Origin of the sequence: Pseudomonas sp. 10B238 (assembly GCF_000970615.1) — a bacterium.
Taxonomy (GTDB): domain Bacteria; phylum Pseudomonadota; class Gammaproteobacteria; order Pseudomonadales; family Pseudomonadaceae; genus Stutzerimonas.
Genome location: NZ_KQ033935.1, coordinates 198,883 through 223,488 on the forward strand (window position 1 = coordinate 198,883; position 24,606 = coordinate 223,488).

The following is a 24,606-nucleotide window of genomic DNA, read 5'->3' on the forward strand; positions in this document are numbered from 1 at the left end:
AAGCGCAACGACTTAAGGGTCCACCGCCCACGAATTCGACCGGTTATCCAACTTTTCCCGCCTGAGGAGTGTCACAAAACGTGACCCACAGCGAGGCGGACCATGCGGCTGACCCTAACAAACGACCTCATCACAGCCTGCCTTCAGCCGCGTCGCGTCTGCCTGTTGCTGTTGAGTGCGGTGCTGGTGGGGTGCGACGGACAGCAGTCGGCGCTGAACCCCGCTGGTGCCGGCGCACAGAGCATTGCCACGTTGTTCTGGTGGATGGCGGGCGGTGCGCTGGTCATCTGGCTGGTGGTGATGGGCATCGCCCTGTATGCCACCCAGGCACACCCGGAAGCTCACGGTATCCGCAGTGCCCGTTGGCTGATCATCGGTGGCGGGATCATTTTCCCCGTCGTGGTTCTGACCGGCCTGCTGATCTACGGGCTGATGCTGATGCCGCAGCTGCGCTCTTCCGAAAATGTCGCCCTGCGTGTCGATGTGTCGGGTGAGCAGTGGTGGTGGCGGGTGCGCTACCGGACCGATGCGGGGGAGGCCGTCGAGCTGGCGAATGAAATAAGACTGCCGGTGGGTGAGCGGGTGGCCTTCAGCCTGACCAGCCCGGACGTGATCCACTCGTTCTGGATCCCATCGCTGGGCGGCAAGGTCGACATGATTCCCGGTCGGGTCAACGAGCTGGTGCTGGAGCCGACCGAGACCGGCACCTTCCGTGGCGCCTGCGCCGAATACTGCGGCACCTCCCATGCGCTGATGAATTTCGCCGTAGTAGTGATGACCCGTGATGCCTTCGATCAATGGCTAGCCGAACAGGCCAAGCCCGCGCAGCAACCGGAAAAAGAACTGCAGCAGGCGGGTCAGCAGGCCTTTCTCTCCAATGGCTGCGGTGCCTGTCATCAGGTGCGCGGCACTGCCGCCGACGGGACGGTCGGGCCCGACCTGACCCACGTCGGCAGCCGCCTGACCCTGGCAGCCGGCACGCTGCCGGCCGATGTCGACGCCTTCCGGCGCTGGATTGGCCACAGCAGCGCGATCAAGCCAGACGTGAAAATGCCCGCCTTCGGCATGCTGCCTGAGGCACAGCTGAGCGCCATGGCGCATTACCTGAAGGGCCTTGAATGAGCGAGCCGATTGCATACCGCGACCCGCAGGACGAAGCCCGCGCCAAAGGGCAGGCCGAACGCCTGGCCGCAGCCTGGAAGACACCCACCGGCTGGCGTTACTGGTCTGCGGTAAACAATACCGAGGTGGGCCTCTGGTACACCGGCGTGTCGTTCCTGTTCTTCCTCTTTGCCGGCGTGCTGGCGATGCTGATTCGCGCTCAGCTGGCGGTGCCGGATAACGATTTCCTGTCGGCCGAAACCTATAACCAGGTGTTCACTCTGCACGGCTCGGTGATGATGTTTCTCTTCGGCGTGCCGATTTTCGAAGCTTTTTCGATACTGATTCTGCCGCAGATGCTCGGCGCACGAGACTTGCCGTTCCCGCGCCTGTCGGCCTATGGCTTCTGGTGTTTCATCATTGGTGGCGTGTTCGTCTGTGGCTCGATCTTTTTCGGCGTCGCGCCGCAGGGTGGCTGGTTCATGTACCCGCCGCTCACCACCACCTATCAGGACGGCCTCGGCGCGGATATCTGGCTGCTCGGGCTGTCATTCATCGAAGTGTCTTCGATCGCGGCGGCGGTAGAGCTGATCGTCGGCGTGCTGAAAACACGGCCGCCGGGCATGCGCATCAACCTGATCCCGCTGTATTCCTGGTACATCCTGGTGGTCGCGGGAATGATCCTGTTCGCGTTTCCACCGCTGATCGCGGGCGACCTCTTGTTCGAGCTGGAGCGCGCATTTGACTGGCCGTTCTTCGATGCCAGCCGTGGCGGCGACCCGCTGCTCTGGCAGCACCTGTTCTGGATCTTCGGCCACCCCGAGGTCTACATCATCTTCCTGCCCGCCGTGGCGTTGGTGGCGACCATCGTGCCCACCGCAGCCGGGCGGCCCATCGTTGGCTACAGCTTCATCGTGCTGGCAGCGGTCGGCACCGGGTTCATCAGTTTCGGACTGTGGGTCCACCACATGTTCACTACCGGGATGCCGGGCATCTCGCTGGCCTTCTTCTCGGCAGCGTCCGAAGCGGTGGCGATCCCCACCGGGGTGCAGATCTTCTGTTTCCTCGCGACTGCATTGGCGGGACGCTTCGTCAAATCGGTGCCGATGCTGTTCGTCGCCGGTGCGCTGGCGATCTTCGTGCTGGGCGGCCTGACCGGTGTGATGGTGGCGCTGGCGCCGTTCGACTTCCAGGCGCACGACACCTATTTCATCGTCGCGCACCTGCACTACGTGCTGATCGGCGGCATGCTGTTCCCGGTCGTCGCCGGCCTCTACTACTTCTTCCCGCTGGCGCGCAGCAAGACGCTGTCCGACCGTCTCGGGCGGATCGCCTTCTGGCTGATGTTCATCGGCTTCAACATCGCCTTCCTGCCCATGCACTTCACCGGTCTGCTCGGGATGCCGCGGCGCGTCTACACCTATGCGCCGGGTATGGGCTTCGACGTGCTCAACATGGTGTCCACGGTGGGCGCCTTCATCCTCGCCGCCGGCGTCGCGGTGCTGGTCTGGGATGTGTTGCGGCCCAAGGGAAAACAGCCCTACAGCAAGCGCAATCCGTGGAACGCCGGGACCCTCGAGTGGCTTGCAGAAATGCCCGGCAGGGCCTGGGGCGCGCGTTCGATCCCGATCATCAAGAGCCGCTATCCGCTGTGGGACCAGCCAGACCTGATGCGCGACGTCGATGCTGGTCGCTTCTACCTGCCCGACGCCGAGGAGGGCAAACGCGAGACCCTGATCAGCAGCATCATCGATGCCGAGCCGATCCAGTGCCTGCGGGTGCCGGGTCCGACTTTCCTGAGCATGTGGGCGGCGATCTTCACTGGCGGCCTGTTCATCTTCGCGACCTACAGCTGGTACGTCGCGGCGCTGGTCAGCGGTGGCCTCGCGTTGATCACTATCCTCATCTGGTTGTGGACCGGCACGGCGGTAATTCCGGAGAAGCCGAAAAAGGACATTGGCTTGGACGTGACGGTGCCGCTCTATGCCTCCGGCGCAAAGTCGGTGGGCTGGTGGGCTACCTTCATCACCATGATCGGCGACATGAGCGCCTTCGGCAGTCTGGTGTTCGGCTACTTCTTCTTCTGGACCGTGCACGAGAATTTCCCGCCCGCCGATGCCGCCGGCCCCGGCGTGTTCTGGCCGGTACTGGGACTGGGATTGATCGCCGCCTCCTGGGCGCTGACGCTGCTGGCGCGGCACTGCAACTTTCGCGATCAGGCGGCGGGCTTCTACGGCTCGCTGGGGCTGGCGGCGATCTGCACCCTGGCGGGGGCCTACTCCATGTGGGCCGGGCCGCATTTCAGTGGCCTCGATCCCACCAGCAATGTCTATCCCGCCACGGTGTGGGTGCTGGTGCTCTGGTGCCTGATACACCTGTCCATCGGCTTGATCATGCAACTCTATTGCTTGGCGCGACGTGCGGCCGGCCGGATGACGGCGGTGCATGACATCGATATCCGCAATATCGCGTTGTACTGGCATTTCATGCTCATCACCGTTGGCGTGACCGTCGCGGTCATCGCCGGCTTTCCGGAGGTGCTATGAGTGAAAACCTGAGCGAACAGCAACGGAATGGCGATCAGCAAGCCCCTGAAGCTCCGCCGCAAGAGCGTGACACCCTCTGGCTGATCACCTTCAGCCCGACCATCTGGGCGGCGCATTTTCTACTGTCCTACCTGGCTGTGTCTGTGTGGTGCGCGAAAGTGGCGGGCCGCAGCGGCGAGCTGGGCGACATTCGCCTCGCCATCGGCGTGCTGACACTGATCGCGCTGGTCGGCATTGGATTGACCGGCTGGAAAGGCTGGCGCCACCACTCCTTTGGGCATGCAACGGCGCCGCATGATTTCGACACCCCCGGCGATCGCCATCGCTTCCTTGGCTTCTCGACGCTGCTGTTGAGCGGCCTGAGCTTCGTTGCGACGATCTTCGTGGCGCTGTGCGTGGTCTTCATCAGGAGCTGCGCATGATCTGGCGGCGCCTGTCGTTCATGCTTGGCCTGACCACGCTGGGGGCAGTCTGGCTCGGGCCCTTGCCAGACATGGCCGATCGGCTGTTCGTCGGCCATATGTTGATGCATGTGATGGTGGTAGCGGTGGCGGCGCCACTGCTGGCGATCGGCCTTGCCGGCGGCCGGTTTGATTTCTCCAATCGCATCCCGTTTCTGTTCTCGCCGATCCTGGCTTCGGTGATCGAGTTGTTCGTGGTCTGGGCCTGGCACATGCCGGCGCTGCACCATGCGGCGCGCACCTCGCAATCGGCGGAGTTATTGGAACAGGGCAGCTACCTGCTCGTTGGGCTGTTGGTCTGGCTCGCGGCATTTGGCGGCGTGCGTCATCAGCGCGCGCTGGCCGGCATTGCCGGCCTGCTGCTGACCTCGATGCACATGACGCTGCTCGGCGTGCTGCTCGCGATGTCGAGCCGACCGCTGTTCGAGCACACCGGCTCGGCACTCTCAGGCATGAGCCCGCTCGAGGATCAACAGATGGGCGGCGTGATCATGTTGGCCTTTGGCGGCAGCGCCTATCTCATCGGCGGGTTGTATCTGCTTTTCGGGCTTTTACAGGACAAGCGCAATGCCTTTTCGGTCAGCTAAACCCATGGTCCGGCGATGCTTGGCACCGCTGCGGCGCTGGCTGTGCTGGCTGACCGGTGGCTCGTGGAAGCGCGTTGTGGGGGCCATCGCGTTGATGGCAGCGCTGGCGGGGACGGGTGCGTTCGTGCTGGTTTCGCTGGGACTGGTCTCGATCAGTGCCAGCTCGGGTCACTGGAAGGCGACCGGATGGATGCTGCACTACGCCATGCGTCGTGCGGTGAGCACGCAGTCGATGGGCATCAAGGTGCCGTCGCTGGACGACCCGGCGTTGGTGCTCAAGGGGGCTGGCCACTATCACACGGGCTGCCTGGCCTGCCATGGCGGCCCAGGCCAGGAACGCTCGCTGATCGTCCAGCAGATGACACCCGAGCCGCCTTACTTGCCGCCGCGGATCGAACGCTGGGAGCCGCAGGAGCTGTTCTGGATTGTGAAGAATGGCGTGAAATTCACCGCCATGCCGGCCTGGCCCGCGCAGAAAAGGGACGATGAGGTCTGGGCCATGGTGGCATTCCTCCAGGCGATGCCGAGCATGTCGCCCGAGCGCTATAAGCAGCTTGCGCTGGGCGGGCGCAGCGAAGAGACGGGCAAACCCGTCACGCCCGATCATCTGCCGCCGCTGAAGGATCCGCTCGGTCCGGTGTTGGCCAACTGCAACCGCTGTCATGCCGAAGACGGCGGCGGCCGGGGCGAGGGTGCGTTCCCCCGATTGGCCGGGCAGAGCGAGGCATATTTGCTCGGTGCGCTGCAGGCCTACGCAAGGGGCGAGCGGCATAGCGGAATCATGCAGCCGATCGCCGCAGGGCTGAAGCCGGCGGTGCTCGAAGCACTGGCGCAGCATTACGCCGAACTGCCGCCAGTCAGTCGCGCAGACGCCCCAGAGCCGACGCCGGACATCCTGGCCCAGGGCCTGTCGCTGGCGGAGCGCGGTGTGCGTGAACGCGGCATCCCGTCTTGCGTCCACTGCCACGGGCCCAAGGACGGTCCTCGCAATCCGATGTATCCAAACATCGCCGGGCAGTACGCTCGCTACCTGAACTTGCAGCTGGAGCTGTTCACGGCGGGTAAGCGTGGCGGTACGGAGTACGCCCATATCATGCACAGCGCCGCGCAGCGGCTCACGCCGGAGCAGATGCAGGCACTGGCCGATTACTACGCGTCGTTGCCGGCAAAGGTGGCCGGGGCGCTCGATAAGCCCGCCCCAACCCTCACCGAGCCGTCCGCGCAGACCCCTTTACCGCAAAAGCAGAGGTAACCGATGTTCGACAAAATCGTGGAAATCGTTTCGGCATTGGGCTACGTCGGGGTTTTCCTGCTGATGTTGCTGGAGAACATCTTCCCGCCCATCCCGTCGGAGCTGATCATGCCACTGGCGGGCTTCGTCGCGGCACGGGGTGATCTCAACTTCATCGCGGTGATTCTGGTCGGCACTGCTGGCTCAGTGGTCGGTGCGCTGCCCTGGTACTACGCCGGCGCCAAACTCGGCCAGAAGCGGATGAAGCATTTTGCCGAACGCTGGGGCCACTGGTTGACCCTGTCGCCGGAGGACGTCGATAAGGCCAGCGAATGGTTCGATCGCCACGGCAAGGGCGCGGTGTTCTTTGGCCGCCTGATTCCGGCGGTGCGCACCCTGATTTCGGTGCCAGCGGGTATCGCCGGCATGTCGATGACCAAATTCCTGATCTATTCGACGCTGGGCTCGCTGATCTGGACGGCGCTGCTGGCCCTGGCCGGTTACCTGCTTGAGTCGCAGTACCAGAAGGTCTCTGAGTACCTCAATCCGGTTTCCACCGCGATTGTAGTGTTGATGGTGCTCTACTACCTGTACCGGCTGATTCGTCAGCGCTTCGCCAGCAAAAAACAGTAGACCGTGACGCCCGTTCGCGGCGCCACGGTGGTCACTCAGGCCGCGCCAGCGGTGTGGTGCTGCGTCTGGTGTGTACGCTGACACTGATCGATCACGGTGAAGACCTGCTGCCACATCTGCTCGGATTGTTGCTTGAGCTGAGCGGTACGGGTCTGGATCAACGCCTGGATCGGCGCGGCATCATCCGTCACCAGGTCGATCTTGCGCTTGATTTCCGTCTCGTCAGTGGTGACCTGCACCAGGCCTTCAGGGAAACCGTAGTCTTCGAACAGCATCTGGTACTTGTGGCTCCAGCCCGTGGCCAAGGCTGGCACGCCTTGGGATAGCGCGCTGACCAACCCGTGGAAACGGCTGCCCAGGGTGCCGCTGCAGGCGCCGAGGATGCCTTTGATTTCCAGCGCGCCGCTTTCCTTGACGATCGGAATGCCGCCTACCGCCGCCGACAGTTCGTCAGCCAGGCGCTGATCATCCTTGCCTTCATGCGCCAGCACGAAAGGCTTAGCGCCCTTTTCCAGCAGGTAGCGCGTGCAGCTGATCAGGAACGGCAGGTAGGCATCGCGCGTCTTCTGGTCGGTCTTGTCCAGCATTCGGCAGTTGGGGACGATGCAGAAACGGTTCTGCTCGGTATCGAAGCCCTGCGGTAGCACACCGGTGATGAGGTTGGTGAAGTCCGGTGATTGCTTGATCTTCGCCTGCTCACCCACCAGCTCGGTGAGATGCTCGTAGGACACGCGCTCGCGCGGGAAAATCAGGTCGACGTTATCGACCACCGTTTTCATTGCCGCCCGGTTTTTCTCCGATTTGAACGGCCCAAGCGCTTGCGGCATCAGGATCACCCGGGTGCCGTTCTTGTGCCAGCGCTTGGTTGACTGTGCCAGCTCCGCACAAGGATCCTCGCCCCACTGATCGCTATAGGCGAAGCCCGCCGCGTCGATGACCACGTCGACTTCCTTATCCAGCACCACGCCGTACATCTCGCGCAGCGGACGCGGGGCGAAGTTGGCCAGCGTGCCCCACTGGATGCCGTAGCGCCACAGCCAAGCCTTGGGATAGAAACCCAGCTGGACCAGCTTGCGGAACGGCTGCTCGGCTTTTTTCGGGGTCGGAGCCATCACGAAGGTAGCGTCCGGATACCGGGTCCTCAGTTTCTGCAACGCCGCGTGCAACATCAGCTCAGCGCCTTTATTGACGAAGCCTGCCTTTCTGATCTCGATAATCATCGCTTACCTCAGTTGAATACAATCAAGTCGTCTGCGGTCTTCTTGTCCGAATACGGAATCCCTCCCGTTGGATCGGCATAGCCCACCGCGAGGAGCATCACGGTACGCTCCTGGTAGGCCAAACCCAGTATTTTCGCCAGTTGACGTTCTCTTTCTTCGACGTCAGGCCAGTTGATCGAGCAGCTCGACAAGCCCAGGCTTTCCAGTGCCAGCATCAGCTGCATGGCAGCCAGTGAGCCGTCGATATAGACCACGTGGCGGTCACGTGCCTCTGGATAGCAGCCCAGGTCGCCGACTACTGCGATCACGCAGGGCAAATTGTCGTGGAAACCTGCCGTGCCGCCGGCGCACTTGGCGACCTCGGCGGCCTTTTCCTTGCCGTTGCTGACATAGAAGCGAAACGGCTGGCGGTTGCAGGCCGACGGCGCTAGAGCCGCGGCGCTTACCGCCTGTTCGATCAGCTCATTGCTGACCGGCTTGTCCTGATACCAGCGAACCGAGCGGCGACGGCGGAACAGCACCATCAGCTCGTCATAGCTGACCGGGCAGTCCGGCAGTTGGCTGTGGGGGTAGGGCACGCAGCGGTTGGTTTCGTCGGGGTTCTCGGTGCTGGTGAAGGCGCGCTTGGCCGAGTCGATGCGCGGCGTGCTGCCAACGGCTGAGAAATAGTCAGTAAGTACATCGTTGGCCCAGCGCTGTTGGCCGTTGACGACACCGGCCCGGGTCGCATCGGCATAGCAGCGAACCGTCGGGCCGATGTAATCCTCGGCAAAGGTGCTGCGTCGCGGACGCATGATCAAGCCCTTCTCCAGGCGATGCACGTTGCGCCGCAGGAAGGCATCGTTCTCGCCCTTGCCGCGCATCCGCTGAGCGAAATGCAGTCGGCCCAGCAGCACCGCACGGTGTTCCCGGTCGAACTCACGGCTGATCAGGCAGTAATAGACAGAAGACAGGAAGCCGCTGGAGGAAAACAGGCGGACCAGGGCCAGGCCAGTGTTGTCCCGGGTTGCCTTGATGGCGTTCTTGACGGGATCAGGCAAGGCTCTGGCGAGCGACATGAGGCTCATCGGGTGGCTCCTACAGCGTTGAATGCGTAACGGACCGGGCTGAACATTGACTTGGTCATCATGTAGAACACCGGGCGGGTCTTCTTGTGCACCAGCAGTGCAGCGTACGAAGCAACCGCATAAGAAATGAGCGTGGCCATGGCGGCGCCTTCACCGCCGTACCGAGGGATCAGCAGCAGGTTGAGGCCGATATTGGCCAGCGCCCCGAGGCCCTGAGTGATCAGTGAAAACATCAGTGCGCCCTCAATCAGGATCCAGCGGCTGAACGCCGCGCGCATGAAGATGAACACGCCGGCCCAGATATGGATGGTGAGGATCGAGGCGGAGTTCTGGTACTCGTCGCCGAACAGCAGGGCGATCACAGGTTCGGCGACGAGCGACACCAGCACCGCCACGGCAATGGCGAGAATGAACAGGACGTCGAAGAGCTGCTGGAAGCGCTTGTTGAACAGCGCCAGGTCGGCCGCATGCAGCTTGATCAGCTTGGGGAAGAACGACGCGACGATGGCGATCGGCAGGAAGTACCAGGCCTCGGAGAGCTGTGCGGCCACGGCATAAACGCCCACCTCCTCGGCACCCACCATCCACTTGAGCATGACCTGATCAATCTTCATGTAGATCACTGCGAAGATCGAACCGAGGTAGAGAATCCAGCCCTGGCTGAGCAGCTCCTTGGCCTTGGCGAAGCTGGCCTTCCAGCTCATCAGCGAGACCGTGGTGGTGCCTTTGTAGAGCAGTGCGAGGATCACCGCGGCGATGATGAACTGCGCGGTATGCGCGAAGGCGAAGGCTATGACGCCGGCGCCGCTGACGACCATCAACAGCTTGAGGCCTGCCGAGAGCAGTATTGCGCTGGACTTGGCGATGGCCGGATAGCGGGCCTGCACCTGGGACTGAAACCAGTATTCCACCACGTCAAACGTCTGGAAGAAGATCGCCGAGGCGACGATCAGCAGCATCCAGAACTCGGTGCCGCCAACTTCTTCGAACATCCACGCGTAAACGAAGACCAGAATGAAACCGAGGGTCATGCCGGTCAGCTTAAGCATGAAGGTGGTGCCCAACGTCTCCGGAACCTTGTCCGGCTGCTTTACCACCTCGCGCACCACCAGGCCTGCCAGTCCCATGTGACCGGCCGAGGCGAAGATCGCGGTCATGGAAATGGCGTAAGCGAGAATCCCGAACTGTTCCGGTCCCAGATAGCGGGCCAGCACAATCGCCATGAGAAAGCCCACGCCGATGTTCAGCAGCCGCTCCGCCATCATCCATGAAGCATTGAACAGGTACAGCTTGAGTTTGTGGAAGAGGGTGGTGATAGCGCTCATCGAGTGGCTCGGCTCCTCAAGGCTGGCTCCGTGGTGGCAAGCATTGCCTTCAGTTGCGCTGGAGTGGCGACGCACAGCAGACCGCGTTTTGTCTGGCATGTTCCGGACGCAGACATTTGGAAATGGATCGCGGTGCAATCCGCTGAAAGGCTGGCCAAGGGCCTCTAGAGCGAATCGGGTGCTGGCAAATGTCGGACTGATTAACAGGTGAGATGACTAGGCGAAAACCTGCCTCGCTGAACACAGCCTGTCGGGGCTGATGGCCAATCGAAAGCACCGATTCGGCTCGCTGTAATTAATCTGATGGCCTTTTCATTCTAAAAGTGGAACTTTTGCCATCACTGCCCCTCTTAACCCTGCTGCCGCTGCTAGCCGCTCCCTGACCCATTTCGATGTGCCATGGAACGCCTAGCTCGGCGACCAGCGAAGTGACTTTAGCTGGTGCATGGCTGCCGCGAAGGATCTCGCGAAGCGTCAGGACTGACGCAAGGAATCGCTGCTCGGAGCGGCCGAAGGGACAGGACTCAGCCCAAACAGAAGAGCCCCGCATCGTTTGATGCGGGGCTTTTTTGTTTCTGGCTTACCGGTGCGGGAGATACGTGCGGCTAAATTGCATGGCCGGTTGCTGTGTGCAGGCCGCTGGCGCTGGGCATTCGAACTCACCTCGCTCCTGTGGTTACTCAGCCCTAGTACGCCCAGCTAGGCCGGGCACCGACAGAATGGTTCTAACGAGCCGACTCAGGCTGCTTTCGCTTGGCGCGTCGGGACAGTATGTTCAGCACCTCTATACCGGCCGAGAATGCCATTGCTGCATACACATAGCCCTTCGGTACATGCGCGCCGAAGCCTTCGGCAATGAGCGTCATGCCGATCATGATCAGAAAGCCCAGGGCGAGCATCACAACCGTAGGGTTATCGTTGATGAACTTGGCCAACGGATTAGCGGCAACGAGCATCACGGTCACTGCGACGACGACAGCGATCACCATGATCGAGACATGTTCGGTCATACCCACCGCAGTAATGATGCTGTCGATGGAAAACACGAGATCAAGTAGCAGTATCTGCGCGATGGCTGCACTGAAACCCATCGTGACCGCGTTCTCGAGCGGCTTGCCCTCAAACATGTCGCCGCCAGGGGTTGGGTCCATGGTGTGGTGAATTTCTTTCGTGGCCTTCCACAACAGAAACAAACCACCCGCAATCAGAATCATGTCCTTCCAGGACAAGGCGTTTCCGAACAGTTCGATTACCGGCTCGGTCAACTGAACAATCCAGGCTACGGTACCTAGCAGGCCCAGCCGCAGCACCAACGCCAAGCCGATACCGATGCGTCTGGCACGCTCGCGCTGATGCTCGGGAAGCTTGTTGGTCAGGATGGAGATGAAGATTAGGTTATCGATACCAAGTACCACCTCCATGGCAATCAACGTGGCCAGGGCCACCCAGGTGGTAGGTTCGGAAAAAAGCTGAATAAGCGATTCCATCAAGACTCTCAAGAAGGTTTGCGATCAGAACCCACGCCGGAATCGGATGGGGAGCAAAATCATAGCCACAAACCATCCTGGCGAGGCCCGAGCACTCGGCCCGATTTGTATCAAGTCATTTGGTCGGCTGTTGTGTCGATAAGTGTTCGCGCCGACGCAAGAAGCGGCAGTGACGTTAAGCCCTCAAAACCATACACACTTCAGTCGCTACTCGACCTAGATCTAATGGATTGCCGGACGGAGCAGGTATTGCATAGTGGGGCGGCAGTATTGGCGCACCTTCTCCACCATTCCTCGAGTTTTCGAAATGAACGCCTTTCAGATAGCGTTGTGTGCACTCCTCAGCCTCGGTGTACTGGGTACGGGCGCCTTGCTCGATTACCGGAATGCTGATCGAGACAGGGCGGCCAGAACCACCGATTACTCAAACCCCAGTACTCTCCTAACAGGACGCACAAAGCAGAAAGAAGACGAGGCGAAGGACAAGCCCACCGCCTGAACTTTTGTTTAGCTTCTGGACCGATCTACCGGCTCGGCCTCTACAGAGGTCGAGCGCGGGAAATTGAATATCGATCGGCGTTACCGGGCTGGTTCTTACCGACTAACGGTCCCTGCTTTTCCCGTCGACCCTGCCAAGCGGCTGAACATGGCAGCTGCCTTCACGCCTAGGTTTATCAGACTGCCTGCGGCGCCGGCGCCTTAGCCTCACCCTTGTTGGCAACGCTAAAGCTCGCTCGTCCCTTACCGGCGCCTTTGGCGCGGTATAGCGCTTCGTCAGCTGACCGAAGTGCGTCGGTAAAGTCACCGCCTGACCAGAGCGCGCCGCCGACACTGCAACCGATGTTGATAGATTCGCCCGCCAGCGATACCGGCTCGGCAAGCCTGGCGATCATGCGATCGGCCGCGCGCTGCACATTGCGCACGGATTCGCCTTTGCGCAGGCGCAGAAGCAGGACGAACTCATCTCCGCCGTGCCGCACCGCGATGTCTCCGTCGCGGATCGAAGCCGAAAGCCGCAGCCCGACCTCATGCAGGAGCGCATCGCCTACGGCATGGCCAAAGAGGTCATTGACCGGCTTGAAACCGTCGAGGTCCAGGCACAGAACGCCGAAGCTCGATTGCCGTTCTTCTTCGGTCCGTACAGCTTCTACGTATTTCTGCAGCGCTGCCCGGTTCGGCAGTCCGGTCACGGTATCGCGATAGGCAATCCCTTCGACCAACGCCAGCTGACTTCTTTTTCGGGTCAGGCTGTCCACCAGATGCCGTATCGCAACGCTGAGGGCTTCAACTTCCTGCGTGCTTTTCAGTAGCGGTATCCGGACTGCGGCCCCTTCCGAAATGCGGGCCGCTGCGTCAACGATCTCTCGTAGCGGCTGTGTAATCATGCCCGCGACAAACCAGCCGATGACGGCGAAGGCCAAGGACAGCATGGCGCCCCAGATGAAAATCTCATCGCGTAACTGGCGTGCTTCGGCAAACGCGATCTTTGCGGGCTGGCGAGCAATGACGGTCCAACCCAATCCGGGGTAGTCCTCGAAGCCGACACTTTCGGCGAATCCCGTCAGATATTCTGTGCCGTCTGGCCAATGCAAAACGGACCAATTCTGCACGGGACGGTCCCCGAGCTTGATTCCGATAGGCTTACCGATCATTTCTCTCGGGCCGAGCAGCACCGTCCTGTCTTTGCTAACGACAAGAAACTCCAACCCAGGCAAACGCTTTTGCAGTGGTTCAAACAATGACCTGCCAACCTCATCTGCCCATTCCCAGGAGAGATGAGTGGCTAGCACCCCTGCCAGGGCCCCCGAGTCATCGCGTACCGGCATGCTGATGTCGACAAACTTCATCGCCTCGCCCGACGGGTTCGGCAGCAGTTTGGCCAGTAACACCGCCTCGTGTACGTCACCGATAAAGGTGTTTTCCACCCCGTTGAGGAATACGGGTCTGGCCGAGATGTCCACGCCCTCCAACAGGCTATCGGTGGAGGCAACCACCTTGCCGCTGGCGTTTGTGAGGCCGATCCAGGAGTAGCTGGGAAAGTGATCGCTCAGATGATTGAGAAGCGTGCGGGCTTCACCAACATTTTCTGGGTTGCGAAGCGCTTGGAGCTCACTCAGTACGGTCAACTCTTTGGAGCGACCGTTCATGTCGCGGTCAAGGCGATCAACCATCGAGAAAGCCGCTTCTCCGAGCTGTTGCCCCGTCCATTCCTTCAATCGCGAAATGGAAGACTCACCGATGGCGGTGCCGAAAATGCAGCTGAGCACGAATACGACCAGGGCGACGACGATGGCGAAACGCGCTCGCAAGCTGCGTAAAGGTGTGAGAAACATCAAGCGAAACCATAAGGGAGATATCAAAGCGCCAGACAGGCTGGCGTCATACGCCGCTATGTCGGCCGCAGGGCTGGATTCTCCAGCCCGATTCATCACAACGAGGTATCTGGGCCTCTCACAAGGCGGTGCTGCATCGCCGACGTGTTTCCGGCACCGGGAGCGCCGAACAGAAACAAAAAAGGCCCACCATGCGGTGAGCCTTTTCAGTGTTTCGTATGGTGCCGGCACCAAGAGTCGAACTCGGGACCTACTGATTACAAGTCAGTTGCTCTACCAGCTGAGCTATACCGGCTAAAAGATGGGCGCCATTATAGCCATTGCTCGCGGCGAGTAAACTGTTTGTTGCCAGTTGTTTGCATGAGTTTATTCAAGTGCTTGCGAATCGCGCCTCAAGCTCGGCAATCAGCATCAGATTGCGCGGTGTCAGCTCGGCAGGGCAGAACGTTCCCAGGCGTACCGCATAGCCGTTTTCGGCCAGTAGCAGCGCGCGGTCGAGCAGCAGCCAGAGTTCCACCGGCCGTCGGAACAGACCGCGCAGCAGTTCCAGATTGCGTACTTCGGCCAGGCGCTGCCAGCCGCGCCGTTCGAGCGCGTCCCAGTTCTGCTCCGGCGGTTCGGGTAGTTGCTTTAGCGCCGCCAGGTCACGGCAGTACTGTGCGAAGCGCTTTTTCAGCCAGCTACTGGGAAGAGAGGGTGTGGGCAAATAATCGTTCTTGCCGCGCAGCTCACGTTGGAGCAGATCGAAACCCAGGCGCCAGGCCATCGACTGGTCGCGCTGGCGGCGTTCGCGCGCGCCGGCAGTGATGGTTTCGCTGAGCGGCAGGCCGAGGTCGTCACGGGAGAGCTCGAGGCTTGATTGCCGCCCAAGCGTCGACAAGGGCCGGTAACGATCTGTCTGGGTCCGGTTGTAGCAGCAGGGTGCGATTGCCAGTTGCTGGCAGCGTTGCGCGATGCTCAGGTTGATCATACGAACGTGCAGATCGCCACAGGCATGTAACGCTATTGGCGTTGTGGTGGGGTTGAGCTGTGCAGCCACGTCGTCGGCCATCACGTCCTGCTGTCGGTGGTTTGCATCGATGCTCAGCTTCTGGCTGAGGTGGGCGCCGGCTGTAACCAAAGCCTGATCCCACTCAAGGCACGTCAGCCCGCCCCCGCGCCTGACCAGCTGGCGCCCCAGATGACCTTTGCCTGCGCACCAGTCGACCCAGTGGTGCGGGACTTCACTGAACGTCAGGGCCGCGTCGAATGCCTGGATCTGCAGCCACTTGCGTCCGGGCACGTCGGCCAGCTGGCGCGCGTCAGTGTTTCGGATGGGTGAGGAGGGCAACTCGTCCATGCAGCTCAGGGCGATTGCCTGTGCAGCCAGCTGTGGAAACGGGGCGGGTGCGAGCAGCTGTGCGGGCTGGTTGTGCGCGGCTTCAGCGTCTTCCAGCGAGCGGTCCCGCAACCAAAGCGCCAGCGCAGGGTGTTCGGATTCCCAGCCGAGACGCATGTACGTGAAGGGACGCGGGCGCCACAACAGTTGGTGCTGAAACAGAAACTCGTCGAGCTGCTGAAAGCGTTCGGCCAGTTGTGCGTAGCTGAATGAGGCGGTGGGCATGGGGGCTCGGCGATGGCGGCTTCATGGTTATGATCGCGCCGAAAGCGGCTGCCGAAAAGCCAGACGCCCGTCGAAACGGGCGTCTGCGGGGACTATTTGCCGTAAATCTGCTCGGGTAGCCAGGTGACCAGCCCAGGGAACTGGTAGGCAATCACCAATAGCAGCAGCTGAATCAGGATGAACGGCACCACGCCTTTGTAGATCGTGCTGGTGGGCACTGATTTCGGTGTCACGCCGCGCAGGTAGAACAGCGCGAAGCCGAAAGGTGGCGTGAGGAACGAGGTCTGCAGGTTCAGCGCAATCATTACGCCGAGCCACACCGGATCGAGCCCCATGGCCAGCAACACCGGGCCGACGATCGGGACGACCACAAAGGTGATCTCGATGAAGTCGAGGATGAAGCCCAGCAGGAAGATCACCAGCATGACCACGAAGAAGGCGCCGAGCACGCCGCCAGGTAGCTGAGCGAAGACATCCTCGATCAGCACTTCGCCACCGAAGCCGCGGAACACCAGCGAGAACAGCGAGGCGCCAATCAGGATCAGAAACACCATGGCGCTGATTTCGGTGGTGCCATAGGCCACTTCGCGCAGCTGGCCGAAGTTCAGTTTGCCCTTGTAGAGGGCCAGGACCATCGCACCGAGCGCACCCAGCGCCGCGGCCTCAGTTGGCGTTGCGTAGCCAGCGAGGATCGAGCCGAGCACCGCGCTGATCAGCAGCAGCGGCGGCACCAGCGCATTGATCAACTTGCCCCACTCAATCGGGCCGAGCTCTTCCTGCGGCAGGGCCGGCAGTTTCTTCGGTTGGAGGATGGCCACGCCGATGATGTAAAGGATATACATGCCGACCAGCAGCAGGCCGGGCAGCAAGGCGCCAACGAACAGGTCCCCGACCGATACGGTCTTCGGCGAGAAGACACCCATCTTCAGCTGCGCCTGCTGGTAGGCGCTGGACATGACATCGCCCAGCAAGACCAGCACGATCGACGGCGGAATGATCTGGCCCAAGGTGCCCGTGGCGGCGAGGGTGCCGGTCGAAATCGCCGGATCATAGCCGCGGCGAAGCATGGTTGGCAGCGCCAGCAGGCCCATGGTCACCACGGTGGCGCCAACAATGCCGGTGCTGGCCGCGAGCAGCGCGCCCACCACACAGACGGAAATCGCCAGCCCGCCACGCAGGGTGCCGAACAGCCGCGACATGGATTCGAGCAGGTCTTCGGCAACCCGGCTCTTTTCCAGCATCACGCCCATGAACACGAATAGCGGCACCGCGAGCATCGTCTGGTTGTTCATGATGCCGAACAAACGGTTCGGCAAGGCGCTCAGGTAACCGCCATCGAAGGTGCCGGTAACGATGCCGAGCCCGGCGAACAGGAGTGAAACACCGCCCAAGGTAAACGCGACCGGGTAGCCGGCCATCAAGGCCGCGCAGATGCTGACGAACAGCAGTATTGCCATCAACTCAGCCATGCTTCACCTCCTGCTCTGGCAGGCGGCCGGCCATGGTGTAGGCGGCTTTGATGATTTCGGAAATGCCCTGCAGGATGAGACAAACCACCAGGACGAGGATGATGCTTTTCTGCAGGTAAACGAACTTGAGACCGCCCGATTCGCTGGAGCCTTCCAGCGTCGCCCAGGAGTTGGCGACATAGTCCCAGCTTGCCCAGCCGAGAAACAGGCAGACAGGCAAGAGAAACAGCAGGGTGCCGAGCACTTCGACCAATGCCTGGTAGCGTGGGGTGAAACGCTGATAGAAGATGTCGACGCGGACATGGCCGTTGCGTTGCAGAACCCAGGCGGCGGCACCCATGAACACCAGCGCGTGTGCGTAGAGGACGGCTTCCTGCAACGCAGTTGCGCCGATGCCGAACCCGTAGCGCAGCACCACGACGATGGCGGTTCCGATGACCAGAAACAGGGTCAGCCAGGCGCAGGCCTGTCCGAAGCGAGCGTTCACGGCGTCGATCACTCTGGCGAGACCGAGCAGTGGAGGGGCATGTTTCGACATGGCAGATCCTTTATTGTTATGGCCAGGCGGCCGGCGATTCTAGGCGGCTGTGCGAAGGTGTCGCAACCGGCAGTACTACGTACGTAGTGCCTGTACGTAGTCACGGCGCTTGAGTGAGAGATAGCCATATGATAGCTAGAACTACCTGATTTCGGGGTTCCGACATTCAGCATTACAACAACAAGGAGTGACTCATGAAACGTCGTCAAATTCTGGCCGCCGCTGGCGTTGGTCTGGCCGCAACCGCACTGGCCGGTTGCAATAAGGAAGCCGAAACCGCTGCCAAGCCCGAAGGCACCGCAAGCACCGAGAAATTCAACTGGAAGATGGTCACCTCCTGGCCGAAGAACTTCCCGGGTGTAGGCGTTGGCGCAGAAAACTTCGCCAAGTTGGTCAACGAAATGAGCGATGGCCGGCTCACGGTCAAGGTGTATGCCGCTGGAGAATTGGTCCCGGCACTGGAAGTGTTCGATGCGGTGTCCCGTGGTACGGCCGAGATGGGTCATGGTGCGCCCTATTATTGGAAAGGCAAGGTCCCGGCCGCTCAGTTCTTCTGCGCTTTGCCATTTGGCCCCAATGCTCAGGAAATGAACGCCTGGCTGCATCACGGCGGCGGCATGAAGCTATGGGAAGAGGTCTACAAACCATTCGGCGTACTGCCCATGGCCTGCGGTGCGACGGGCGTGCAGACGGCGGGCTGGTTCAACAAGGAAATCAACTCGGTTGATGACTTCCAAGGCCTGAAGATGCGTACCCCCGGCCTGGGCGGCGAAGTGCTGACCAAGATGGGCGGGACGGTGGTCAACATGCCGGCCGGTGAAATCTTCACGGCGCTGCAGACCGGTGCCATCGATGCCACCGAGTGGATTGGCCCGTACAACGATCTGGCGCTGGGGCTGCATAAGGCTGCCAAGTACTACTACACACCAGGCTGGCAGGAGCCGAACGTCACCTTCGAACTGGACGTCAACCTGAAGGCTTGGGAAACCCTGCCGGACGATCTCAAGACCATCGTTCGTGCCGCGGCCCGTGCCGTCAACGGAGACATGCTCGACGACTACAACGCGAAGAACATGGAGGCTATGGAGCAGCTGCGCGCGCAGGGCGTTGAAGTTCGCCGCCTGCCGGACGAAGTATTGGCCCGTCTGAGGGAAGTGGCTGCCGAGGTGGTCGATGCTTCCGCCGCTGCCGATCCCGTCGCCAGCAAAGTCTGGGAACAGCAGAGTGCCTATCTCAATCGCTTGTACGAATACGCCGAGCTGAACGAGAAGGACATCTACAACATCCGCGGCTGATCCACCAACCGCATGAACGAAAACGCCGCCCGATGAGGCAGCGTTTTCGTTTGCGTGGAATTAGTTTTCCAAGGTCGCGTCCAGACTGATCTGTGCATTGAGCACGCGCGATACCGGGCAGCCTTCCTTCGCCTGGTTGGCGATCTGTTGGAACTGCTCGTTATCGGTGCCCGGCACCTTGGCTTTGAGCGTCAGGGCGATTGCGGTAATGGAGAAGCCTTTGTCGTCCTTGTCCAGGGTGACTTCTGCGGTGGTGTTGATGCGCTCGGCAGTCAGTCCGGCTTGACCGAGCATCATCGACAGCGCCATAGAGAAACAACCGGCGTGTGCTGCGCCAATCAATTCTTCCGGGTTGGTGCCAGGAGCGCCTTCGAAACGGGTGTTGAAGCCGTAGGGGTTGTCTTTCAGCGCGCCACTTTCGGTGCTGATGGTGCCTTTGCCGCTTTTCAAGTCACCTTGCCAGACGGCGGATGCGGTTTTCTTCATGGGATTCTCCGAATGCTGCGGGTGGACGAATGGCGACGCGGTCTGCCGCTTGGCTGCATGCGGAGCGACATCACCGTCCGGCTGGCCGGCGTTGCGTCACCTAGTGTTGTTCGGCTGCGAGGATCGCGCTCGCCAGCTGCATGTCGCTGGCCTGTAGTTGCGGTTGCTCGCTGCGCAGTTTCACCAGCATCGCTTCGAGATAGGGGCCACGGATGGCGCCATCGCTGGCCACGAAACTGCTTGCGTCTTCCCGTGCCGCGGCGACCAGCTTGTCGTCGCGGAACGTCATGTAAGTGGAAGCGGTGGTCGCGCCCGACGATAGAATCTGCCGGACAAACCCGTCGTCCGCCGTCGCCGCACCAAAAGGGATACAGCTCAGGGTCACGGCTGCCAGGAGTGTTTTGCGCATGATGGATGCCTCTGCTTGATCCTCCATTAGAGAGTGCAGAGCGATCAGCAGAGTTCCTTGGACGCTATCCGCTGCGTTCAATCAGTTGGCGAACCTTGGCGCCGAGCATGTCGATGCTGAAGGGTTTGGCCAGCATATCCATTCCGGGGCCGAGGAACTCGCCGCGTACCTGTGCGTTCGGCGCATAACCGGTGATGAACAGCACGTGCAGGTCCGGTCGGTGCTGGCGCGCGATTTCTGCCAGCTGACGCCCGCTGATTCCGGGCAGTCCGATATCGCTGACCAGCAAGTCGATACGTTGTGTACCCGTCAGATGCGGCAGTGCGCTGTTACCGTCCACTGCTTCGAGGACCTGGTAGCCAAGCTCTTGCAGGACCTCGACCACCAGCATGCGCACCGCGGCTTCATCCTCGACCACCAGTACGGTTTCGTCGGCCTGCGCGCCGCTGACGGCCACCGGTTTGCTAGCTTGCTCTTCGATGTGCGCAGGCTGTGTCCGGTTGCGCGGCAGGAACAAGGTGATCAGCGTGCCTTGCCCGGGTGTACTGTCGATGCGTACATGGCCGCCAGTCTGCTTGACGAAGCCATAGACCATCGAAAGCCCGAGGCCGGTGCCCTGGCCGATCGGTTTGGTGGTGAAGAACGGGTCGAATGCCTTGGCAACCACTTCGGCTGGCATGCCCGAACCATTGTCGGCCACGCTGAGCGTGACGTATTCGCCGGGTTCGGGGCCGTCTGGCTGCGGTGTATTGATCTGTACCGAGCCGGTTTGAATGATCAGCCTGCCGCCTTCGCTCATGGCGTCGCGCGCGTTGATCACCAGGTTGAGCAGGGCGTTCTCGAGCTGGTGCGCATCGGTGTAGGCCAGCCAGGGGCTGTCCTGCAGGCGGGTATCGAACTCGATGTGCTCGGCCATGGTGCGGCGCAGCATGTCCTCCATCGACTCGACCAACAGGTTGACGTTCACCGGTTGCGGATCCAGCGACTGGCGCCGGGCGAAGGCCAGCAGGCGATGGGTCAATGCCGCGGCGCGATTGGCCGAACTGGCCGCAGCATCAACGTAGCGACCAAGCTCGTTGGCCTGACCGTTGGCGACCCGGCGCTGGATCAGGTCGAGGGCGCCCAGCACCCCGGTCAGCATGTTGTTGAAGTCGTGGGCGAGGCCGCCTGTCAGCTGGCCGATGGCTTCCATCTTCTGTGCATGGCGCAGGGTGTCCTCGGCGCGCTCGCGTTCGCCCATTTCCAGATGTAGCAGATGGTTGATCTCGGCCAGCTCGCGCGTGCGCTCAGCGACGCGCCGTTCCAGATTGTCGTTCAGCTCGCGCAGCGCTTCTTCGGCGGTTACCTGTGCCGTGATGTCGGTGTTGGTGCCGAACCAGCGGGTCACCTGACCGAAGTCGTCGCGAATAGGTACAGCGCGCGCCAGGAACCAGCGGTACTGGCCGCTTTTGCCGCGTAGCGGGAAGGTTTCTTCCCAGATCGAGCCGATCGCCACGGCGCGTTTCATTGAAGCACTGACCCGCTCGTGATGGTCGGGATGATGGACCGAGCGCCAGCCCAGGGCTCGCATGGCCTCCAGTGTGGTTCCGGTGTAGTCGTACCAGCGCTTGTTGTACCAGTAGATGTGGCCCGCCGGATCGGCCATCCAGGCGAACTGACTCATGTTGTCGGCGAGGGTGCGGAATTGCTCCTCGCTGGCGCGCAATGCAGTTTCGGCGCGCATGCGCTCGTCGGCCGTCCAGGCGCGGTCAGCGACTTCCCGAATAAAGGAAATGTCGTCTTCGGCCCATTGCCGCGGTCGATCCTGCAGCAGGATCAAGGCGGCGCTGAGGGCGCCCTGCTCGTGCAGCGGCACGCAGATCAGGCTTTGAACGCGCCTCAGGCGCAGGCTTGCTGCCTGTGCAGCGGTGCGCGGGTCATGCAGCACGTCTTCGACCACCACCAGCTCGTCGTGCTGCAGGTCGTAGATGAAGTCACCATAGTCGGCAAAGCACATGCGCTCGCTGTAGTCACCCAGAGCGCCGTCGCTCCAGTAGCGCTCGACGGTGGCGTATTGTCCGCCTGGGTCGATGGACAGAAAGGCCGCGCGGGTCACCTGCAGGGTAGTGCCCAGCGCACGCACGGCAGCCGTGACGATGGTGATGCTGTCAGGTTGTCCGCGCAGCAGATCGCCCAGCTCCATGAGCACCGATTGACGCTGTTCGGCGATCTGGCGTTCCTGTATCTGCTCTTCGAGCAGCGCGTTCATGCGCAGCAGCTTCAACGCAGCGTTGCGCTCAGCGGTGATGTCCCGGGCGGTGCCCAGCAGGCGAACCTTTCCACCGCCGTCTACCAGCCGGCGACCGCGATTGGTCTGCCAGCGGAACTGGTCGTTGCGCTCGTCATACACCCTGTACTCGAGATTCAGCTCGCCGCCACCGACGCCGTCGAGCGCGTTACGGAAGGCGTGCAGAAGTGCGTGGCGGTCGTCTGCGTGCACCCGCGCGAGGAATTGATCCACCGTCAGGGCCGGTTCGTTCGGTGCGATGCCCGCGAGTGCCTTGAGCTGGGCATCCCAGTGCAGGCAGTTGCCTTCAAAATCGTATTCCCAGACGCCAATCGCCGCGATCTCGTTGGCCAGGCTGACGCGCTGTTCGGCTTCCAGCAACGCCTCGCGCGCGCGCGCTCGGTCAGCGGCCGCGCGGATGCGTTCGGCCACTTCGCGCACCAGTGAAATATCCGCCTGGCTCCAGCGGCGTGGCTGTCGGCTGCCGAACAGCAGAAAGGCGCAGTTAGCGGATTGCTCCAGCAAGGGCGCTAGCAACAGGCTGCGGTAACCAAGGTGTTCATGCAGGCCGCCGCAGTTGCCATGACAATCGGCTTCGTCGAGGAGGTCTTCGAACGGCACGATAAGGCCTTGCGATAAGCGCAGGCGTAACGTCCGTGCACAGCTTCCAAGCGTGTAGGAGGCGGACCGAGAGTTGCCGGGGCCCGGTGGCCAGTGCTGATCGATGATCAGGCCGTCGCGCTCGTCCACATGCCCTTGATAGATGCATTCCGCCCCCATCAGCTGGGCAAGCCGATCGGCCATCATGTCGGCCAGCTCGATACGACTACCACTGTCCTGCAGGCGGTCGCTCAACTCGAGCAGGTAGGATTGCTGGGCCTCGCCGCGGGTCCGCTCGCTGATGTCGGTGAAGGTGCAGATCGCCCCATGCAGCACCCTGTCCCGGTATAACGGCGCGACCCGGTATTCCACCGGCAGGCTGGTACCGTCCGCGCGATAGAACAGCTCGTACTCGACGTGTGCCGGCTCGCCGGTCGTGGCGGTGCGCAGAATCGGGCATTCCTCCAGCGGATAGGGTGAGCCGTCCGGATGACTATGGTGAATAAGCGGATGCAGCTGCCGGCCAAGCACGTCTTCTTTGCTGGAAAATCCGAGTAGCCCGACGAATGCCTCGTTGCACAGGGTGACCAACCCCTTGGTGTCGATGGAATAAAAGCCTTCGCTTGCCGCGTCCAGCAAGCTACGGGTGAATGCCTCGCTTTCCAGCCGTTTGATCTCGGCCAGGCGTCGCTCATGAATGTTCTGCGCGACCAATACCCAGTGCAGCAGCCGGCAGTCGCAGTCGTACACGGGCGCGCCGCTGCCCTGGAACCAGCGTTGGCTGCCGTCGGCTGCCAGCAGCGGGACTTCGAAGCTGCCGGCCTGGCCGGATTTCAGAGCGCCTCGCCATTGCTTCAGTACGGCGTCGCGGTGACCCGGCGCCACCGCTGAAAGCCAGCCCATGCCAGCCGAGGCTTCGGCGCTCAGGCCGGTAAAGTCACACCAGTAGCTGTTGCAAAAGATTAACTGCCCGTCAGCATCGCACTGCCAGATGACCTGAGGGCTCAGGTCGACCAGGGCCCGGTAGCGCTCTTCAGCTTGGCGAATGGCTGCCTGTTCATGCAGGCGTTCGGTCAGGTCGCGCAAGATATGGACGAAACCCAGGTGCCGACCGTGATCATCCTTGAGCGGCATTTGCGCCCCGCTGGCCCAGAAGCGGCTGCCATCCTTTCGCACATGCCAGCGTTCGTTCATCGCCGAACCATCGCGCGCCGCGGTTGCCATTTCCTTGTCAAGCACGCCGCTGGCCACGTCTTCTTCCACGTGGAATCGCGAGGCGTGGCTGCCGATCGCGGCGTGCGGTTGCCAGCCGAGGATGCGTTCGGCGCCCTGGTTCCAGCTGGTGATGAGGCCCTGGGCGTCGGTGGTGAGAATTGCGTAGTCGACTGCGCTGTCGATGATCTGCCGGTTGCGCTCGTTGGCTTCACGGCTGCGACGCAGCTCCAGCAGGGCCATGACTTGACGGCCCAATGCCTCCAGATGGGCGCGCTGGCGCTCCGACAGCTGCCGCGGCTGGCTGTCCAGAACACATAGTGTGCCGAGCGGCAGACCATCAGCAGTGCGCAATACCGCTGCGGCATAGAAGCCCGTCATGCCGTTGGCCAGCGGCTCTTTGGTCAGGTCCTCGATCACCAGCGGTTCGCTGCCGCCGATGGCGCGGGCGCAGAGCGCCTCGTCTCGAGGGCGGTTGCCACCTTCGATGTTGACCGAGGCCTTTACCCATTGGCGGTCCTTGTCGACGAACACGATGGCGGCGCTGGGGGTGGTGCACAGCTCGGCGGCAAGCAGCACCAGATCATCGAAAGCCGCCTCGGCGGGGGTGTCGAGAATGCGGTATCGGGCCAGGGCTGCCAGTCGGTCAGCTTCGTTCCATGTATTGCTTGTGTTTTTCTTCTTCAAAACGTTTGCTCGGCTATCCGTGGCGGCAACGATCTTGGTGTCCATGCTGC

Annotated in this window: 18 protein-coding genes and 1 tRNA gene; 7 read left to right on the forward strand and 12 right to left on the reverse strand. The window is 61.6% G+C overall.

Features of this window, described 5'->3' with window-relative positions; genetic code table 11:
• Nucleotides 1-102 precede the first annotated feature (102 nt).
• Genes coxB through RT21_RS15185 form a run of 6 tightly spaced genes read left to right on the forward strand, consistent with a single transcriptional unit; the run spans nucleotide 103 to nucleotide 6,559 of the window.
• Nucleotides 103-1,122: a cytochrome c oxidase subunit II gene (gene coxB / locus RT21_RS15160; protein WP_052724754.1), complete on the forward strand. Its 1,020-nt coding sequence runs from the start codon at nucleotides 103-105 to the stop codon at nucleotides 1,120-1,122.
• Nucleotides 1,119-3,647 carry a cytochrome c oxidase subunit I gene (gene ctaD / locus RT21_RS15165; RefSeq protein WP_046163362.1) on the forward strand — a complete coding sequence of 843 codons (2,529 nt, stop codon included), beginning with the start codon at nucleotides 1,119-1,121 and terminating at the stop codon, nucleotides 3,645-3,647. Before coxB ends, ctaD begins: the two co-directional genes overlap by 4 nt.
• Entirely contained in the window at nucleotides 3,644-4,069 is a 426-nt protein-coding gene (locus RT21_RS15170) for a hypothetical protein (RefSeq protein WP_046163363.1), read from the forward strand. The genes ctaD and RT21_RS15170 overlap by 4 nt, the downstream gene beginning before the upstream one ends.
• Nucleotides 4,070-4,089: 20 nt before the next feature.
• Nucleotides 4,090-4,695, forward strand: coding sequence for a cytochrome c oxidase assembly protein (locus RT21_RS15175; protein WP_256203894.1), 606 nt, complete (start codon nucleotides 4,090-4,092; stop codon nucleotides 4,693-4,695).
• On the forward strand, nucleotides 4,676-5,947 hold the full coding sequence (locus RT21_RS15180; protein WP_200598792.1) for a c-type cytochrome: 1,272 nt from the start codon (nucleotides 4,676-4,678) through the stop codon (nucleotides 5,945-5,947). Before RT21_RS15175 ends, RT21_RS15180 begins: the two co-directional genes overlap by 20 nt.
• Before the next feature lie 3 nt (nucleotides 5,948-5,950).
• Nucleotides 5,951-6,559 (forward strand): DedA family protein, encoded by a 609-nt coding sequence (locus RT21_RS15185; RefSeq protein WP_046163366.1) that lies wholly within the window; start codon nucleotides 5,951-5,953, stop codon nucleotides 6,557-6,559.
• A gap of 35 nt (nucleotides 6,560-6,594) precedes the next feature.
• On the opposite strand, the gene RT21_RS15190 is transcribed toward RT21_RS15185, so the two are convergent.
• The 9 genes from RT21_RS15190 to RT21_RS15235 all read right to left on the reverse strand — a co-directional run bounded on the left by RT21_RS15190 (nucleotide 6,595) and on the right by RT21_RS15235 (nucleotide 17,601).
• Nucleotides 6,595-7,779, reverse strand: a complete 1,185-nt coding sequence (locus RT21_RS15190) for a polysaccharide pyruvyl transferase family protein (protein ID WP_046163367.1) — start codon at nucleotides 7,777-7,779, stop codon at nucleotides 6,595-6,597.
• Nucleotides 7,780-7,787: 8 nt separating this feature from the next.
• Nucleotides 7,788-8,846: a nitroreductase family protein gene (locus tag RT21_RS15195; RefSeq protein WP_046163368.1), complete on the reverse strand. Its 1,059-nt coding sequence runs from the start codon at nucleotides 8,844-8,846 to the stop codon at nucleotides 7,788-7,790.
• Complete coding sequence (locus RT21_RS15200) at nucleotides 8,843-10,171, reverse strand: flippase (protein ID WP_046163369.1); 1,329 nt, start codon at nucleotides 10,169-10,171, stop codon at nucleotides 8,843-8,845. The genes RT21_RS15195 and RT21_RS15200 overlap by 4 nt, the downstream gene beginning before the upstream one ends.
• A gap of 725 nt (nucleotides 10,172-10,896) precedes the next feature.
• Nucleotides 10,897-11,658, reverse strand: coding sequence for a TerC family protein (locus RT21_RS15205; protein WP_045423292.1), 762 nt, complete (start codon nucleotides 11,656-11,658; stop codon nucleotides 10,897-10,899).
• A 674-nt stretch (nucleotides 11,659-12,332) separates the two neighbouring features.
• Nucleotides 12,333-13,991 (reverse strand): diguanylate cyclase domain-containing protein, encoded by a 1,659-nt coding sequence (locus RT21_RS15215; RefSeq protein ID WP_046163370.1) that lies wholly within the window; start codon nucleotides 13,989-13,991, stop codon nucleotides 12,333-12,335.
• Between the two features lie 219 nt (nucleotides 13,992-14,210).
• A tRNA-Thr gene (locus tag RT21_RS15220) sits at nucleotides 14,211-14,286 on the reverse strand.
• A gap of 75 nt (nucleotides 14,287-14,361) precedes the next feature.
• Complete coding sequence (locus RT21_RS15225) at nucleotides 14,362-15,594, reverse strand: methyltransferase (protein WP_046163371.1); 1,233 nt, start codon at nucleotides 15,592-15,594, stop codon at nucleotides 14,362-14,364.
• Between the two features lie 92 nt (nucleotides 15,595-15,686).
• Nucleotides 15,687-17,063, reverse strand: a complete 1,377-nt coding sequence (locus RT21_RS15230; RefSeq protein ID WP_046163372.1) for a TRAP transporter large permease — start codon at nucleotides 17,061-17,063, stop codon at nucleotides 15,687-15,689.
• The gene (locus tag RT21_RS15235) at nucleotides 17,056-17,601 is read right to left on the reverse strand and encodes a TRAP transporter small permease subunit (protein ID WP_046163373.1); all 546 of its coding nucleotides are present in this window, start codon (nucleotides 17,599-17,601) and stop codon (nucleotides 17,056-17,058) included. The genes RT21_RS15230 and RT21_RS15235 overlap by 8 nt, the downstream gene beginning before the upstream one ends.
• 194 nt (nucleotides 17,602-17,795) lie before the next feature.
• On the opposite strand from RT21_RS15235, the gene RT21_RS15240 reads away from it, so the two are divergent.
• A complete protein-coding gene (locus tag RT21_RS15240) occupies nucleotides 17,796-18,896 on the forward strand; it encodes a TRAP transporter substrate-binding protein (protein ID WP_046163374.1) in 1,101 nt (366 codons plus the stop codon).
• 60 nt (nucleotides 18,897-18,956) lie between these two features.
• Here the strand turns inward: RT21_RS15240 and RT21_RS15245 are convergent, their stop codons facing one another.
• The 3 genes from RT21_RS15245 to RT21_RS15255 all read right to left on the reverse strand — a co-directional run bounded on the left by RT21_RS15245 (nucleotide 18,957) and on the right by RT21_RS15255 (nucleotide 24,601).
• Nucleotides 18,957-19,382, reverse strand: a complete 426-nt coding sequence (locus tag RT21_RS15245) for an OsmC family protein (RefSeq protein WP_045423316.1) — start codon at nucleotides 19,380-19,382, stop codon at nucleotides 18,957-18,959.
• 100 nt (nucleotides 19,383-19,482) lie between these two features.
• Nucleotides 19,483-19,791, reverse strand: a complete 309-nt coding sequence (locus RT21_RS15250; protein WP_045431483.1) for a DUF2388 domain-containing protein — start codon at nucleotides 19,789-19,791, stop codon at nucleotides 19,483-19,485.
• Nucleotides 19,792-19,855: 64 nt separating this feature from the next.
• The gene (locus tag RT21_RS15255; RefSeq protein WP_082082166.1) at nucleotides 19,856-24,601 is read right to left on the reverse strand and encodes a PAS domain S-box protein; all 4,746 of its coding nucleotides are present in this window, start codon (nucleotides 24,599-24,601) and stop codon (nucleotides 19,856-19,858) included.
• Nucleotides 24,602-24,606 lie beyond the last annotated feature (5 nt).

Coding starts and splice junctions, on each gene's coding strand:
- coxB (WP_052724754.1), top strand. CDS start 103: ATGCGGCTGACCCTAACAAACGACCTCATCACAGCCTGCCTTCAGCCG.
- ctaD (WP_046163362.1), top strand. CDS start 1,119: ATGAGCGAGCCGATTGCATACCGCGACCCGCAGGACGAAGCCCGCGCC.
- RT21_RS15170 (WP_046163363.1), top strand. CDS start 3,644: ATGAGTGAAAACCTGAGCGAACAGCAACGGAATGGCGATCAGCAAGCC.
- RT21_RS15175 (WP_256203894.1), top strand. CDS start 4,090: ATGCTTGGCCTGACCACGCTGGGGGCAGTCTGGCTCGGGCCCTTGCCA.
- RT21_RS15180 (WP_200598792.1), top strand. CDS start 4,676: ATGCCTTTTCGGTCAGCTAAACCCATGGTCCGGCGATGCTTGGCACCG.
- RT21_RS15185 (WP_046163366.1), top strand. CDS start 5,951: ATGTTCGACAAAATCGTGGAAATCGTTTCGGCATTGGGCTACGTCGGG.
- RT21_RS15190 (WP_046163367.1), bottom strand. CDS start 7,779: ATGATTATCGAGATCAGAAAGGCAGGCTTCGTCAATAAAGGCGCTGAG.
- RT21_RS15195 (WP_046163368.1), bottom strand. CDS start 8,846: ATGAGCCTCATGTCGCTCGCCAGAGCCTTGCCTGATCCCGTCAAGAAC.
- RT21_RS15200 (WP_046163369.1), bottom strand. CDS start 10,171: ATGAGCGCTATCACCACCCTCTTCCACAAACTCAAGCTGTACCTGTTC.
- RT21_RS15205 (WP_045423292.1), bottom strand. CDS start 11,658: ATGGAATCGCTTATTCAGCTTTTTTCCGAACCTACCACCTGGGTGGCC.
- RT21_RS15215 (WP_046163370.1), bottom strand. CDS start 13,991: ATGTTTCTCACACCTTTACGCAGCTTGCGAGCGCGTTTCGCCATCGTC.
- RT21_RS15225 (WP_046163371.1), bottom strand. CDS start 15,594: ATGCCCACCGCCTCATTCAGCTACGCACAACTGGCCGAACGCTTTCAG.
- RT21_RS15230 (WP_046163372.1), bottom strand. CDS start 17,063: ATGGCTGAGTTGATGGCAATACTGCTGTTCGTCAGCATCTGCGCGGCC.
- RT21_RS15235 (WP_046163373.1), bottom strand. CDS start 17,601: ATGTCGAAACATGCCCCTCCACTGCTCGGTCTCGCCAGAGTGATCGAC.
- RT21_RS15240 (WP_046163374.1), top strand. CDS start 17,796: ATGAAACGTCGTCAAATTCTGGCCGCCGCTGGCGTTGGTCTGGCCGCA.
- RT21_RS15245 (WP_045423316.1), bottom strand. CDS start 19,382: ATGAAGAAAACCGCATCCGCCGTCTGGCAAGGTGACTTGAAAAGCGGC.
- RT21_RS15250 (WP_045431483.1), bottom strand. CDS start 19,791: ATGCGCAAAACACTCCTGGCAGCCGTGACCCTGAGCTGTATCCCTTTT.
- RT21_RS15255 (WP_082082166.1), bottom strand. CDS start 24,601: ATGGACACCAAGATCGTTGCCGCCACGGATAGCCGAGCAAACGTTTTG.